15 protein-coding genes are annotated in these 13,973 nt (G+C 53.2%); 7 read left to right on the forward strand and 8 right to left on the reverse strand.

The features are described 5' to 3' along the window. Positions 1 to 4: 4 nt before the first annotated feature. The 3 genes from ICT70_RS09345 to ICT70_RS09355 all read right to left on the reverse strand — a co-directional run bounded on the left by ICT70_RS09345 (position 5) and on the right by ICT70_RS09355 (position 3,804). Complete coding sequence (locus ICT70_RS09345) at positions 5 to 943, reverse strand: phosphate/phosphite/phosphonate ABC transporter substrate-binding protein (protein ID WP_191155866.1); 939 nt, start codon at positions 941 to 943, stop codon at positions 5 to 7. 26 nt (positions 944 to 969) lie between these two features. Beyond that, positions 970 to 1,731, reverse strand: a complete 762-nt coding sequence (gene phnF, locus ICT70_RS09350) for a phosphonate metabolism transcriptional regulator PhnF (RefSeq protein ID WP_191155868.1) — start codon at positions 1,729 to 1,731, stop codon at positions 970 to 972. A gap of 606 nt (positions 1,732 to 2,337) precedes the next feature. Beyond that, positions 2,338 to 3,804, reverse strand: a complete 1,467-nt coding sequence (locus ICT70_RS09355) for an esterase/lipase family protein (RefSeq protein WP_191155870.1) — start codon at positions 3,802 to 3,804, stop codon at positions 2,338 to 2,340. 288 nt (positions 3,805 to 4,092) lie between these two features. Here ICT70_RS09355 and ICT70_RS15180 point away from each other — a divergent pair, with 288 nt between their 5' ends. From ICT70_RS15180 to ICT70_RS09385, 6 genes are all read left to right on the forward strand, one after another. Further along, a complete protein-coding gene (locus ICT70_RS15180; RefSeq protein ID WP_191155872.1) occupies positions 4,093 to 5,100 on the forward strand; it encodes a helix-turn-helix domain-containing protein in 1,008 nt (335 codons plus the stop codon). A 229-nt stretch (positions 5,101 to 5,329) separates the two neighbouring features. Beyond that, the gene (locus tag ICT70_RS09365) at positions 5,330 to 5,632 is read left to right on the forward strand and encodes a hypothetical protein (RefSeq protein WP_191155874.1); all 303 of its coding nucleotides are present in this window, start codon (positions 5,330 to 5,332) and stop codon (positions 5,630 to 5,632) included. A 64-nt stretch (positions 5,633 to 5,696) separates the two neighbouring features. Beyond that, on the forward strand, positions 5,697 to 6,218 hold the full coding sequence (locus tag ICT70_RS09370) for a hypothetical protein (RefSeq protein WP_191155876.1): 522 nt from the start codon (positions 5,697 to 5,699) through the stop codon (positions 6,216 to 6,218). Between the two features lie 27 nt (positions 6,219 to 6,245). Beyond that, positions 6,246 to 6,788 (forward strand): hypothetical protein, encoded by a 543-nt coding sequence (locus ICT70_RS09375; RefSeq protein WP_224746942.1) that lies wholly within the window; start codon positions 6,246 to 6,248, stop codon positions 6,786 to 6,788. Between the two features lie 85 nt (positions 6,789 to 6,873). Further along, positions 6,874 to 7,353, forward strand: a complete 480-nt coding sequence (locus ICT70_RS09380) for a hypothetical protein (protein WP_191155878.1) — start codon at positions 6,874 to 6,876, stop codon at positions 7,351 to 7,353. 18 nt (positions 7,354 to 7,371) lie between these two features. Next, entirely contained in the window at positions 7,372 to 8,493 is a 1,122-nt protein-coding gene (locus tag ICT70_RS09385) for a coiled-coil domain-containing protein (protein WP_191155880.1), read from the forward strand. A 174-nt stretch (positions 8,494 to 8,667) separates the two neighbouring features. Here ICT70_RS09385 and ppk2 read toward each other — a convergent pair whose 3' ends face one another. Both ppk2 and ICT70_RS09395 read right to left on the reverse strand, forming a co-directional pair. After that, positions 8,668 to 9,534, reverse strand: a complete 867-nt coding sequence (ppk2, locus tag ICT70_RS09390) for a polyphosphate kinase 2 (protein ID WP_191155882.1) — start codon at positions 9,532 to 9,534, stop codon at positions 8,668 to 8,670. Between the two features lie 11 nt (positions 9,535 to 9,545). Beyond that, complete coding sequence (locus tag ICT70_RS09395) at positions 9,546 to 10,031, reverse strand: SixA phosphatase family protein (RefSeq protein WP_224746943.1); 486 nt, start codon at positions 10,029 to 10,031, stop codon at positions 9,546 to 9,548. Positions 10,032 to 10,158: 127 nt separating this feature from the next. Between ICT70_RS09395 and ICT70_RS09400 the strand changes: the two genes are divergently transcribed. Beyond that, positions 10,159 to 10,338 carry a hypothetical protein gene (locus ICT70_RS09400; RefSeq protein WP_191155886.1) on the forward strand — a complete coding sequence of 60 codons (180 nt, stop codon included), beginning with the start codon at positions 10,159 to 10,161 and terminating at the stop codon, positions 10,336 to 10,338. A gap of 16 nt (positions 10,339 to 10,354) precedes the next feature. On the opposite strand, the gene ICT70_RS09405 is transcribed toward ICT70_RS09400, so the two are convergent. The 3 genes from ICT70_RS09405 to ICT70_RS09415 all read right to left on the reverse strand — a co-directional run bounded on the left by ICT70_RS09405 (position 10,355) and on the right by ICT70_RS09415 (position 13,824). After that, a complete protein-coding gene (locus tag ICT70_RS09405; protein WP_191155888.1) occupies positions 10,355 to 10,960 on the reverse strand; it encodes a methyltransferase domain-containing protein in 606 nt (201 codons plus the stop codon). After that, positions 10,960 to 12,948, reverse strand: coding sequence for a bifunctional diguanylate cyclase/phosphodiesterase (locus ICT70_RS09410; protein WP_191155890.1), 1,989 nt, complete (start codon positions 12,946 to 12,948; stop codon positions 10,960 to 10,962). Before ICT70_RS09410 ends, ICT70_RS09405 begins: the two co-directional genes overlap by 1 nt. 216 nt (positions 12,949 to 13,164) lie before the next feature. Then, a complete protein-coding gene (locus ICT70_RS09415) occupies positions 13,165 to 13,824 on the reverse strand; it encodes an SDR family oxidoreductase (protein ID WP_191155892.1) in 660 nt (219 codons plus the stop codon). Positions 13,825 to 13,973: the final 149 nt, after the last annotated feature.

Consider the following 13,973-nt stretch of genomic DNA (forward strand, 5'->3'; position numbering starts at 1 on the left):
GGGATTAGTTGGCCGCCTTGCGGATCAAATCGGCCTTGATTTCGTTGGTCACCAGGGTCAGGGTATTGGCCGCCGGCGCGAACTCCTCCTCGGTAAAATCGACATTGTAGCGATCCACGCGCTTGCCGCCATAACCGCGAATCATCTCCGGGGTGACACCGGGCAGGGTGTGTACCTGTCTGAAGGCCTCGCGCACTTTCGTCTTCATCTCCTTTGGCAAGCGCGGATTCAGAACCAGGGGTGGATTGGGAATCGGCTCACTCTTCACCAGCACCTTAAAGCGCGCCGGATCGATCACCCCCTGGTTGACGGCTTTTTCATAAGAATCAAAGCTCAGGCAGGCGGCATCCACCAGCCCTTCGTTCAGGGCCATGAGACTGTTGGCATGACTGCCGGTCAGACGCACCTCGGCCAGATCCTGCACCGGGTTCATTCCAGCGCGCAGCATCATGGCGATGGGATACGTAAAGCTTGATGACGAATTGGGGTCACCGAAGGCAACCTTTTTACCGTTAAGATCGTTCAGTGATTGCATGGGCGAGTCAGCGAAGGTGAAAACCCCGGCGTAGTAAACCGATTCCCCCTGGCTGACCGATACCGCCAGCAGCTCCGCGCTGTCGCGCTTGTGCGCCTGGACATAGGAGACAGGTCCAAGAAAAGCAACATCGACCAGGTCGTTTACCAGTGCCTCGATGACCGCGCTGTAGCTCTGACCGACGCGGATCTCGAACTGCAGCCCCGTTGCCCTGGACACGGCATTGAAGACCGGCTCAAAGTCGGCACGGGTCCCCGACTCGGTGCCGCCGTCGGCGGGAATCAGCATCACCTTCAGTGGTCGATTGCTAGTGCCCAGGGTTGTTTGGGCCGTAGCGCTCAGGGTGAAAGTACCCAGCAAGCTGATGCAGGCACACCATATACCAATCCATTTCACCATCTTTTTCATCCTTTATTCTCCTTTTTAGTGGGTGTTCATTTTGTGGTTGGCTGTTCCCCATCGACCAGCTCTTGCAGGTCGATGCGTAACTGAATCCTATCGCCACGAAAGCGGGTGACGGCGTATTCCACCGGCTCATCATCGCCCTCAAGGACATTGAGACTTTTCACCCGCAGCAACGGCTGATCGCTGCGGATCTGCAAACGCCTGGCGTCCTCTTCTGTCGCTGTTACAACCGTCACCAGGCTTTCCCGACGGCGCAACATGCCAAAATTCTGCGTCAACACAGCGTGCAGCGAGCCGCCCCGGTAGTCGCCTAGCGCCTCACCATAAGGGACAAAGGGCACAAAGTGAGAAATGACACACAAGGGAATGTTGTCGGCGTAGCGCAGGGATTCGATCCACCGCACTTCAGCCAGAGGATCAAGTCCCAGCGCCCGAGCCACAGCCAGGGGAGCGACAATCACCTTATTGGTGAGAATGTCGCAATTGGTCGACATCCCCAGTTCACCAAGAGTCTGGGTGAAGCGGGTCTTGGACTGCAGCTTGTAGTTGATGGGCTGCTCCGCTACAAACAGGCCGATGCCGTGAAAACGCTCAATTTTCCCCTCTGCCACCAGCTCGTCCACTGCCCGGCGCAGAGTGTGACGGTTCACGCCGAACTGCTCCGCCAGTCGCGCCTCGGACGGCAGGCGGTCACCGGGCATGCCGTTGGCAACGTACTCGGTTTCCAGAATCTCGGCGATCTGGGCATAGACGGCGGTTCCCTGATTACGCTCGATGACAAATAAACTCATGACGCCTCCTTGCACCAAGATGACTACATATCTAGACAACTGGGAGGAGTTTGCCGCTCATCTGTTAGCAAGATGTTATGAAACGATAAGTATTGCGTATTTATTAAAAGGTGGGGATTTTCACTAGGCAAAAGAAAACCTCAGCTTTAGTGGCTGATTTTTCTTGTTCTGTCATCGTGAGGAGGCTCGCAGGAACGCCGTCATCCTCCGGTTCGAGCTGATAGGTGGTGCCAGGCGTGAGGCAACTCCTGGTCAATCAAACATGGTCATACCGAACTGGTCGCCGATGCCCATCCGGGAAGTTTCCTGTCAGGACTGTCCGAATCCGTTGAAGCTGATGATTACGTGTGGGCGGTTTAACTTCGACTGTTAAGGAGACGTATCATGGAAGCAAATATAGCGGCTCCCTGTCGTTGTGGTGACCAGGTCAACATTTTCAGGCCGAGGGATTTTGCTCCCCACAGGTTCGCCTGTCTCCCAGACGGCGCCTGTGGGAGGATCCTGAGAGAAATCTTGATGATCCACCGTCCTTTGCCAGTGCAGGGGTCGGTGTGAATTGTAAAAAAATCTGAGAACTGTTGTCCTTTTTTGCGGATCGGTTGACAATTACTTCCAAGAAGTCACATCAAAATAGAGCCTGGCACGAAACCCTTTGCGATTGCTGAGCGGGATATAGAAACCGTTCTCATCCTGGCTTAGTTCGGTGCCGCGATTTTCGCCCCAGTTGTCGTCCGACTCGACATAGCGTAGGGTCCACCCCTCATTATGTAACACAACATTCAGCACAATTTTGTCGCGATAGAGATTTTCATCCGGGATACGGCGGTTGATGGACAGAATGCCGTCGACCCAGAAATCGGTGCTGCGCACAGCCAGGTCCACGGTAAAGACCATGGTTTTGCCGGAGGTGATTTTTGTGGAATCGAGAAAAATGCTGCCCAATACAGGGTATCTTGGCTCTGACAGTTGTGCGCGCTCCGGATAAAACATCTCGTCAAAGGTTCGAAAAACCGCCGATGCATGTTCGGCGCGGCGATCAGTAAGGGGAATCGGGACCTCGCCCCGGGGTGTCATGGTGCATTCGAACAGGTAAGAGCCGCGAACCTGCTTGTTGGCTTCGTATTCCTTACGGATGGCGGGCGGTAGCGGTAATTCTTCCGGTACCAGGCGCAGAATCACCCGATGATCACCGAACAGAAAGCGCACCAGATTGTGGTACCCTTCCTGCGAATTCACCATACCGTAATGACCGCTGTGACTCAGGTGGCAGTAGATGCGTGGCGCACCTTCCACATAAGCATTTTCGCTGCGCACCAACCCATCGCTGGCCGAACCAACCCCCATGCGCACCAGGCTGTAATCACGGGGATTGGTGCCGACCAGGCAAAAGAACCGCTCGGGGGGGAATTTGCCGTTCAGATGATTCACCTTGCCGTCACGGGGCTCAAGATCAAGATATTCGGCGATATGTTTGCGATTGAAGTTGCTGATATCCCACAGACTTAACATCCTCGGAACATTGATCCCGCCAATCTCGATGCCGTTGTGTGGGGTCCCGTAGGTAAAGACCTTGTCAACACTGTGTTTGGCTGTTTTGCTGCCGACCTGATCATTCTGTAGCAGGCAGCGACAGATCAAGCCACCCATGGAATGGGCCACAAGATACAGTTTGAAGTCTCGTTCAGCCTCGGGATCACCGCCGCATATCTGCTTCCGCACCTGTTCAATCAGATTGCTCAGCCCCTTGGCCGCTTCGATAATATCCGGTCGCCGACCTTCCCCACTCTCTGCCTGTTCATAATAGCGATAGACGATGACACTCTGCTGTGGGATACGGTCGTCACGGATCTTGCCGTCCAGATAGACGTCCTGATAGCCGTAATCCTTCATCAGCCGGATCAGGGGGGACTCAAAGATGTAATGCAGAAAGGATTGATCATGGAATTGTCTGATCCGCGTCGAACCGAGATTAAAGCCCATGTAGGGGGTGTTGACGGTCTCTTCGATATCGGCATCGCGCATGGCGAAGCCACGAACATAGATGATGGGGTGACGATCAGGGTGCAATTTCATGATTTGACCTCCCTCTCGCAAAGATGGTGCTCACTGAAAATAAAACCGCCACCGGCTGGCTCGATAGCCGATGCGGTGGCGCTTAGATTTCTTTCTTAAGTAACTATTCAGCTCTGTCTTTGCCCAGGATCCCCGACCCGGTGCGGAACAGATATATTTCTAATTATAGGAAAAACATACCCCCGCTTCTCTTTGTTGTCAAACTGGAGCGGGTGCCAGACCGGCCGGGAATCCTTTTGACTTTAATGACAAACCTTTTCACCCATTTTTGACGCTGGTGCAAAAAGCGTGAGGAGCAATGGCGGCAATGCAGCAGTTGGTGAGTTTTTACAGCACCATTATTTTTTTATTGCCCGGAATTGCTTGCTTATTATATTTTTAAGTAAGAATTTTCATGAAAAAATAATAGGCATGCCCTTGGCTCAGCAAAAGTTCCATTATATTGAAGGGCAGTTTGCCTCTATGTGGATTTGCCTAGTCATGAATAACAAAGAAGGTCTTGACATTCCGCGCGTTCACCATATTGTCCATGGCGACCAGCGCCGCACGAACGTGATTGCTGAGGCCGATCAGACAAGTCTTAAGGCAACAATTCTTATTTTTGAACCGAACAAAAACCTCCATTTGACACCCTTTGACAGATACCTGCCCGGTTGTCGAATAATATCGAAGGCATGTCGGGAAGAAACGGTTGATAGTTTTTTGAAGTTCCCGGTAGACGCCGTTTTGCTGACCCATTCGCGTCATTATTCGATGCTCGACATGCTCAGTCGCCTGAAAACGATCAAACCGTCTGTTCCCATCATTATTTTGGCAGAAACAGGCTCTGAACGTCTGGCCATTGATTTTTTCCGCAGAGGAGCGCGCGATTATTTTCGCAAACCGCTGCAGTTTAATGAACTGGCTCAGGCTTTGAGGAGAATCATCCATATCCGCCAGACTTCTTTAGGTCAGGTGCCCCACGGAAGCACCTCAAGTCTGGAAAAAGGATTGCAATTTATTCAGAGCCGCTACAAATACCCACTAGCTCTACAGCAGGTTGCTGATCAGGCGGGAATGAGTCTGTCATCCTTCGTTCGTCAGTTCAAAAAAAAGACCGGCATGAACTTCGTCACCTATGTCAACAATTTGCGCATGTCGCTGGCCCGTACTCTTCTTGGCACGACCAGTATGTCTGTATTGGAAATCTCCATCGCCTGCGGATACAACAGTCAGTCCCACTTCAATCGGATATTCAAAAAAATTGAAGGAATCAGCCCCGGACAATACCGCAAGCGCCTCAAAAAGACGCAATAATTACAAGCTCTTACTAACCTACCACAGATTACGTCAAGCAGTTCTTCTTGAAAACATCAAAAAAAAGACAAAATCCGCAAAGAAGTCTGCCTGAAAGTCATTACAATGGGCATAAACGGTCGTTGTCTGAAATTCGATGGCACGGGTCGCAATCTGTTCAAAGAGAATAATTTTCTTCATCTGGTCAATTTGTCGCGTGCCAAGCTGTTACAGCAGGGGAGAGTCCGGCATGAAATCAGATTCGGCATTTGCCAATCGTTTTGGCGCCAAGGTCAGTTTGGCCGGCAGCGGTGAGGGGTTATTCCTGGTTATTGCTCGGTTAAGCGATCCGGCCCCGCGAGTTCGGGCCCTGGGCGGCCAGGTGGTTATGCGCCTGAACGGCACCAAATTAATGGCCCGGATGGGGCTCAATCAGGCTCTCACCCTGCTCAAAGAACCCGGGATCGATAAGGTCGGCGGGGTCCACCTCGATGTGGAACGATATCATAAATTTCTGGCCGCCCAGAGGGGCGGCGGAGCGCCTTCAGTTTAGACAACAAACACAAGCGCGGTCACTGCTGCCGCACCTATCAACCTCTGGAGAAAGGTGAATTCCCATGGCAAGTGTCGGTCACGAATTACTCAATGTGCCATTACCGGAAATGGTAATGAAACTCGGGTTGGGTGTCGCCGAGGCTCAGCGGGCCTTGGACGAGAACTCAGTGGAAACGGCCAAGTTGCTGGCCGATACCACGGTGCCCTTGGTGTTGTCCATCACCCAGACTATCGCTGCTGACGGGACCGTCAGCTACACCAGCCAAGACCCGGTGACCGTTTCGCTGCTCCAGATCGGTCTGATGCCGACCTTCTACCAGTTCGCAGAGGCCACCATCGAGGTGACCATGGACATTAAGACCACCACGTCGCGGGAGACCAACGTCAATGTCAGCGCCAAGGCCAAGGTCGGCTTTGCCATGTGGAGCGCTTCGGTCAATACCGATGTCTCCCATAATCGCAAGTTCGGCAAGGAGGTGCATGGCACCAGCCGGCTGGTCACCCGGATGGTGCCTGTACCGCCACCAGCCCGAATCGAGCCGGTGATGAACACCGTTGATAATCGGCCTGTCCCGACCAATTAACCGCCAGTTCCGGTAAGGAGGAACACCGTGCCTTCAAGTAAAATTCGCACGCCGCTGATTCCCCTCTCGCAGCCGGCCAGAGAGACCGACAAGGCCTCCCTGGCCGACCTGATCCGCGAGGTGGCGATGAGCATTGCCGACGCCCAACGCGGTCTGGACGCCTCGTCAGCGGAAATGGTCCGAGAACTAGCCGAGACCCGGGTCGATGTTGTTCCCGCGATTCATGAAACCATCGAAGCCGATGGCCGGATCAGCTACCACCAGGAGAAACCACACTCGGTCTCGTTACTGGAAATCGGAGTAAACCCGACTTTCTACCAGTTCGCTCAGACCGTGATCGAAATCCAGATGGATTTAAAGATCGTGGAAACCGAAAGCGAAAGCGGCAGCAAAACCGGCAAACGAATGTACCTCCAGGCTGATACCGCCGGTCTGCGCTTCGAGCGCAAGCTTAATCGCGATGTTAGCGTGAGTTCAAAGGTGACGGCCACCTTGGTGCCGGTGCCGATGCCGCTTCGGGTTGAACCGATTAGGACCACCACCAACGCCGGCGAGGACCAAGACGGCTGAGTTAGGCAGGGTGCGCGGTTAGACTGCGGCTTGGTCTTTGCCGTCAGGTCTTTATTAATTAAATAAATTACAGCGGGATGCCTGTATGAGCAAGCAAGAGATCGGATTGGAAAATCTGCTTGAAGCCACCGGCAGATCTTTTGAGGCGGCCCAGCATGATTTGGGTCTGCCCGTGGGTATGCAAACCCGAATGATGTTCGAGGATGCCGAGCTTGAAATCAAGGTTCAGGGTGTGGGGGTTGACGGCCGCGGTCGCTTGAATATGAGTCCGGTCAGCCTTGCCGGTCTGGCCGGCAACGAGCTGATGGCTGGGGCTCTGTCCACCATCAGGGTTCATTACGTCGCCGCCCGGCCCGATGTCCCGCCCGCCGCTTCCAGCCGGACTCGGGAGGAGATCCTTGCCGAAGTAGCAGAACGCAAGGATATCCGGAAACTACGGGAAATTTTGGGCGATATGACGTACCAAGTTACATTTCAGCCCGAGGTTAAGGCATGGACGGTTCGGGTCGCGGACAACAAAGATCGCACCGTGCGAATCCTGGCTATCAACGATAACAACCCATAATTTCAAGGTCAAACTACCATGCCACAAAATAGATTGAACACCATGGGGGCCGTCCAGTTACGACAAGAAATGACCCGCCTGCGGGCTGAGGTGAAGCAGCTGGAGCAGGGCCGCAAGAGCATCGAAACCGAACTGGCCAAGGCCCGCAAGAATGCCGAGGCAGAACTGGCCCAAGTGCAAAAAAATGCCAAGGCTGAGCTGGATAAAGCCCGCCAGGAGCTGGCCAGGTGCGGCAAGGCGGAGCAGGCGGCCCAATTGAAATTCCTGGCTGAGCGCACTGAACTAGAGGAAAGGCTCAAGACCGCCGACGGGGAAATGGCCGAATTGCGGGCGAAGCTGGCGGGCGAGGAAAAACTCTGGTCGCGAGAGCGTAATAAGCTGATCACATCGGTCGAGACCCTGACCCGGGAAAAAACCGAGATGGAGGACCGACGCCAGGCGGAGCTGGCTTCCCGCAAGGCACTGGTCGCTGCCCTGGAAACCCTGGCTCAGGCCGTTCCCGGTCTGGCGGATCAGCCGGTCGAATCGCCAGGGTTTGCTGAAACCTTGCAGGACTACCTGTCCGGGCGCCGGCACCTGGAAGAACGGATCGCCGAACTGGAGGCGACCTTGGAGGACAACCGCCGGAAGTTGACCGCGGTCGATGCCCACGATGAGCGGATCGGCGGGCTGATCGCCCTTAATCGTTCCCTCCAGGAGGAGCTGGATGGCATGCAGGTCGGGCAGCAAACTTTGGAAAAACGGCTTACGGATCTGCAGGACGAAGCCGCCATGACCGCCCGGCAGGAACTGCTGGAAGCCCGGCGGGAACTTGACCGCTTGCATGGAAACATCACCACCCTGACTCGGGAAAACCAGTCCTTGCTCGGTCAGTTGCAGCAGGAAAACCGGATCGCCGTCCTCAGCCCTGAGCGGGTAAGCATGATGCTCAACGATTTCCAGCAAAGCCTGCAGGCCGGGATGAAAGGGGTGGAGATCCGGGATGGCGAAGTCAAGCTCAAGGTCGGGATTGCCGCCGTCGATGAGCAAAATGCCGGCTTCATTATTCCTTCGGCCACCAACATCGAGCAGGTGCGGGAGGGGCTGAGCGAGATCAACTTCCGCTTCGGCAAACAGTCCGGCCTTGAACCCGACAAATAGGAATCGGGTGCCAAGCAAGGTCTATCTGTTGCTTGGGTATAGAACTCTCAAGGTTCCTTGATTTCCCAACTATGTCATTAGCGGTCTGCGATCGAACAAAAGCACTAAATATCCTGTAGCAAGACCTTTACTTGCCTCTTGCCGATTGTCTCTGGAGTGGCTTTGAGTTAACGCTCAATATCTCTCCGGGATATATTCCGGTTCATCAATAACCGGGCGGTCGTAACCAATTTCCTGCGGGCGTTGCGGCAACTCAATCGGGCCGGGGGTCAGATCTTCATAGTCAAACTGGCTTAACAGATGGGAAATGACATTGAGGCGGGCGCGTTTTTTGACGTCGCCATCAACCTGATGCCAGGGGGCTTCCTTGATGTGGGTATGGACGAACATCTCATCGCGGGCGATGCTGTAGTCGATCCAGCGGGAACGGGATTGCAGATCAATTTCACTGAGCTTCCAGCGCTTGACCGGATCGGCGTTGCGGGCCTGAAAGCGTTTTTCCTGCTCTTCGTTGCAAATGGAGAACCAGTACTTGACAAGGATGATGCCGCTGCGTACCAGCATCCGTTCGAACTCCGGACAGGAACGCATGAATTCGCGATATTCGGACTCACTGCAGAACCCCATGACCCGCTCGACCCCGGCGCGGTTATACCAGCTGCGGTCAAACAGAACCATTTCTCCGCCGGTCGGCAGCTGTTCTACATAGCGCTGGAAATACCATTGGCAGCGCTCCCGTTCTGTTGGTGCCGGTAAAGCAACGACCCTGGTAGTCCGTGGATTCAGGGGTTCGGTGATACGGGTGATGGCACCCCCCTTGCCGGCAGCATCCCGCCCTTCAAAGATCACAACCACCTTGAGTTTTTTCCGACGGATCCATTCCTGCAGTTTGACCAGCTCAATCTGCAGGCGTTTGAGTTCTTTCTTGTAGGTTTTTTTATCGATGCTTTTCTGCGGCAGACATCGTTCGCCGCTACCACGTTCGTATTTGCGCCGCTGTCTGTGCTTTTTGCCCCGGGATTTTTCATTAGCTGCACTCATGATCCTCTCCTTTATTTCTTCGGATAATCGTAGCAAAGCAGGTCGGCACCACCTGGCGCAACGGTCGACCAGTCAGCAACCGCAAGCTCCAGCTCCAGCACGGCACAGGTCGGCAGCCACTCGGGCGCCTGCGCGCAGAGCCACCGTCCCAGCTCACTTAAACCCGGGTTATGACCGATCAGCGCAATGTGTTCCACATCAGGAAGTTGACGGACAACGTCGACCAAGGTTGCCGGGGTCGCTTCATAAATATCCCGTCGGTAAATAAGCTGTTCTTGCGGCAAATCTAGCTCATGTGCCAGCAATACCGTTGTTTCGACGGCTCGCTGGGCCGGACTGCTGACCAGCAGATCAGGCACGCTACCGCGTTCGAGGATGCGCCCGGCCATTAGCGGGACCGCCTTGTTCCCCCGCCGGTTAAGGGGACGCTCAAAGTCGCTTGCCGCGCCGCTGCTCCAGTCAGACTTGGCATGGCGGATCAGGGTCAATTTTTTCATATTGCTCTCTACGTATTCTTCAGTCATGGCTTGCACTAACTGACCATTTTAGTTGATTATAACAAAGTGCACCTTCTCAGGGCGGCACCATCAGGGTCCATACAACGACTGGCTAAAAGGTTAACAGATGAGCTGTCTAAAAGGTAAATCTAAAGTCAAAAAAAACAAGGCGAAGTATGTCTGCAAAAAGTGCGAGGCATTCACCCTGGATAAAGGAGATCTTTGTAAGCCGGAAAAGGTAGAAAAGACCAAAGGTTCCAAAAAAGGCGAAGAAAAAATCGGAAAGAAGAAAAAGCCCTCCAAATGATGTGATCTACCCTTTCTTAACAGATACGGCTGAACACGGCCATCTGGGTTGAACCGCCAAGAACCGGATCAACGTCACCAATATCTTTAAAGCGCACCTGATAACCGTTACGCTCGGCGACCCCTTGCGCCCAGCGGCGGAATTTCTGTCGATTCCACTCAAATTGATGATCAGGATGGCGAAATCGTCCTGGAGCCATGCCGTGGAGGGGGTTGTATTCGCTGTTGGGGGTGGTAATGATCACTGTTTTCGGCGCATAGCCGACTACCACGGCACGTTCCACCAGGGATAGGCGTCCAGGGGGGATATGCTCGATTGTCTCAATCAGGGCGACCGCATCGAACCCCTGTAGATCGTCGATACATTCGGTGAAAGAACCCTGATAAAGAGCCAGACGCTTGCCATCGGGAGGATACCGGTGGTGGGTCAGTTGCCGGCGGGCTTCCTGTAGCGCCTCAACAGAGGTGTCGATGCCGACCAGACGATGGAACTGTTGGTGCCTGGCCAGCAGCAGTAACAGTTCCCCCGGCCCGCACCCCAGGTCCAGCACCGATGAGGCACCGCAGGCCAATAGTACCTCAACTACCAGATCAAGGCGCTCCTGATGCAGTAAGGTAACCACTAGGAGGGTGAAACCCTGGTGGGGATCAGGGTCTGATCGAGGGGTAGAAGGTCGGCTACCGGCTCGGAAAAGTAGTAACCCTGGAACAGATCAACACCCAATTCTTTGGCCTTAGTAAAGACTTCCTCCGAGTGAACATATTCAGCAATAGTCTGGATATGAAGTTCACGTGCCAGAACACAGATCGACTTTACCAGGGTCCAGGATAAAAAGTCACGATCGAGGTTTTTGATCAGACTGCCATCAATCTTGATGTAGTCAGGCCGCAGGATCGATATGGCGTGGAAGTTGGAAAAACCGGAACCAAAATCGTCAATCGACAGCTTGACTCCAAGGGAACGGAACATATCCATAAATTCTTTGACCAGCACATAATCCTTAATATCTTCGGTTTCTACAATCTCAAAAGTAAGCTGGTGGCCGATGTCGAGACGAATAATCAGCTGGCGCAAATCTTCGATCAGCACCTGGTTGATCAGATCCTGATAACTGAGATTGACGCTTATCTTCAGGCCGTGGTCTTTAGCGTGCTGGAGACTTTTGAACAGCATCATGCGTGACAGATGATGATAGGATTTAATCCGGTGCGCCAGATTAAGAAAACAGATAGGCTGGATATATTCAACCAGGCCCTGATTGTTGGTGACCTTCAATCGCACCAGGGCTTCAAATTTGACCGGATACCCTTGCGCATTAACGATCGGCTGAAATAGCGGAATAAAAGCATCCTTTTCCAAGCCGGCGTTAATCTGATCGATCCAGTAGGCGTTTTCCTGCAGATTCTCCGAACTCTCGATCGAGTGATCGTAAATCGCCAGGGTTAAGCGGTCAAGCTTGGCCCGATGCAGGGCTTTTTCGGCCTTTTCAAATGAACTGTCTGCTTCGGTGCAGACACCGCAGGTCAGGGTCACTTTGATGGCTTTATCGATTTGAGCAAGAGCGAAGCCATTACGTCGAGTCTCGTCGAGGATGCTCAGTAACTTGGAGATAAAATCATCTGCTGGGCTATTCAGGCCACTGCCCAGTAGCGCAAATTCATCTCCGGAGGTACGAAAAAGCTGGAGATTTTCACATTGAGCGAACTCTCTGAGTCGGGTCGCCAACTGAATAAGAAATTCATTGCCGGCATCAGCGCCATAGAGTTCGTTGATGGTGCGAAAGCTGTCGATATCGACTACGCCTAGTAACGGGTGAGGACAGGATAACAGCTGCTCCGTCAGGGCATAGCGGTTGGGAAGCCGGGTCAGTGGGTCGGTTTTCAGCTGTGTTTCCAGCCGCGTATAGAGTACCAGCAACTGCCGAAAAATCATGACGGTAAAAAGCACAAACAGGGCAACACAAAAAGCAATAATGGCGATCTCAATAAGAAAATAGTGAAGCTTGGTATCATGGTTGATCAGGCTGAGGTTTTGCAGCTCCTGCTCCGATTGTTCGACCAGGGTGGTAACCAGGGTATGCATCTGCGCAAACAGCGGGGGAAGTTGTACGGTGATCAGGCGCACCTTACGGGCAATCGGCAGCAGCAGATTCTGATCTTCTTCCGTCAACAGCTTGTCCCGCAGATTGACCATTGCGATCAGTTGTTGAAGCAGCGGCTCAAGCTGAAATAACTGCTCCGGCAGATCAGCTAGAAGCCTGTCCCTGGCGTCAAAATCTCTAAGACACTGCGCTTCGGAGAGTAGAGTGTGTAATGACAGGATATTGCCAATATATCCATCCACCTGTGCCGCTATTTGCTGACGTGATTCGGCTGAGGCGATAGGACTGGTGGCAATGGAGTGAAAGGAGATCTCAATCTTGTACAGGGTCGAGCGGACCTCCTTAATCTGAGCGATCCGCTGTAAAAAATCCATTTCGGTGACATTGATGTCCGCTTCAAGGGATTTTGCGTAGGTCTGGATGGCAAAAACCAGAATCAGAAACAACCCGAAGGTGGCGCATAGCATCAGCAGATAGCGCACGATGAGTCGATTGGTTAGCAGGTGCATCGGGGTCTTTCACGAAAAAATTATGGCCATCATAAGGTTCCCCCCCCCCGCCAACAGACCGTTATTCCTGTAAGCGAGGCAACATGAAAGCACAAAAAAACCAGAGAGCAAACCCTCTCCAACAATCATTAGATAAAAAAAATAAATCAGCTTTAGCTATACGGATTTTAGCAAAAAAAACAACCTAATTCGTACAACCCATCTGGGATATCGCCATCACCAGGGCAATTCTTCACCATTGCTATGCCAGAAGGAGCCACTATTTTTAAGGGTCAGCGCGGCAATCCGCTGCGCCAATCCAGCGGCTGACTGCTCAGGTGAAATCAGGCCACCGAAATTGACCATCCGCGTTTTAACATAACCCGGGTGCAGAAGCGCCACCGCGATCCCACGACCCTTTAAATCGACGGCCAGGGACTTGCCAAAGGCGTTGAGGGCGGCCTTGGAAGCTCGGTAGCCGTAACGCCCGCCGGAATCATTGTCGGCAATTGAGCCCATGCGACTGGTAATCAGGGCGATTTTGCTGCCGGCAACAAGGTTCGGTAACAAAGCCTCGCTGATGCGCAATGGTGCATAGGCATTGATTTCCATCTGCCGTCGGATTGAATCAAAATCAAGCTGGCCGAGCACCTCATCGTTCAGCAGGCCGGCGTTGTTGATGAGCAGATCAATGGCTTTGCCGTGCAGCCTGTCGACAAGTCGCTTTACCTCTGCGGCACTGGTAACATCGATTCCATCAATGACCTCAGCCACCGCTGCCAGTTCCGTTGAGGATTCACGACAGACACCGGTGACCTGCCATCCCTCGCGCTGGTAGTAACGTGCCAGTTCGAGGCCAATGCCCCGGTTTGCTCCGGTAATAACGACATGTTTCATTGTTGCCTCCTGTTGCCTGGATACTCAACTTTCGCACCACCCAAGGTGCTGCTAACAGATTAAAATTACATCGTTCTTTTACAATTGACAGGCCGGAAGTAGCAACGATCGCCGCAAAAGGCCGGGGATTTCTTCCATAAATGCTACCA

The organism is Pelovirga terrestris (genome assembly GCF_014773365.1).
GTDB lineage: Bacteria > Desulfobacterota > Desulfuromonadia > Desulfuromonadales > Geopsychrobacteraceae > Pelovirga > Pelovirga terrestris.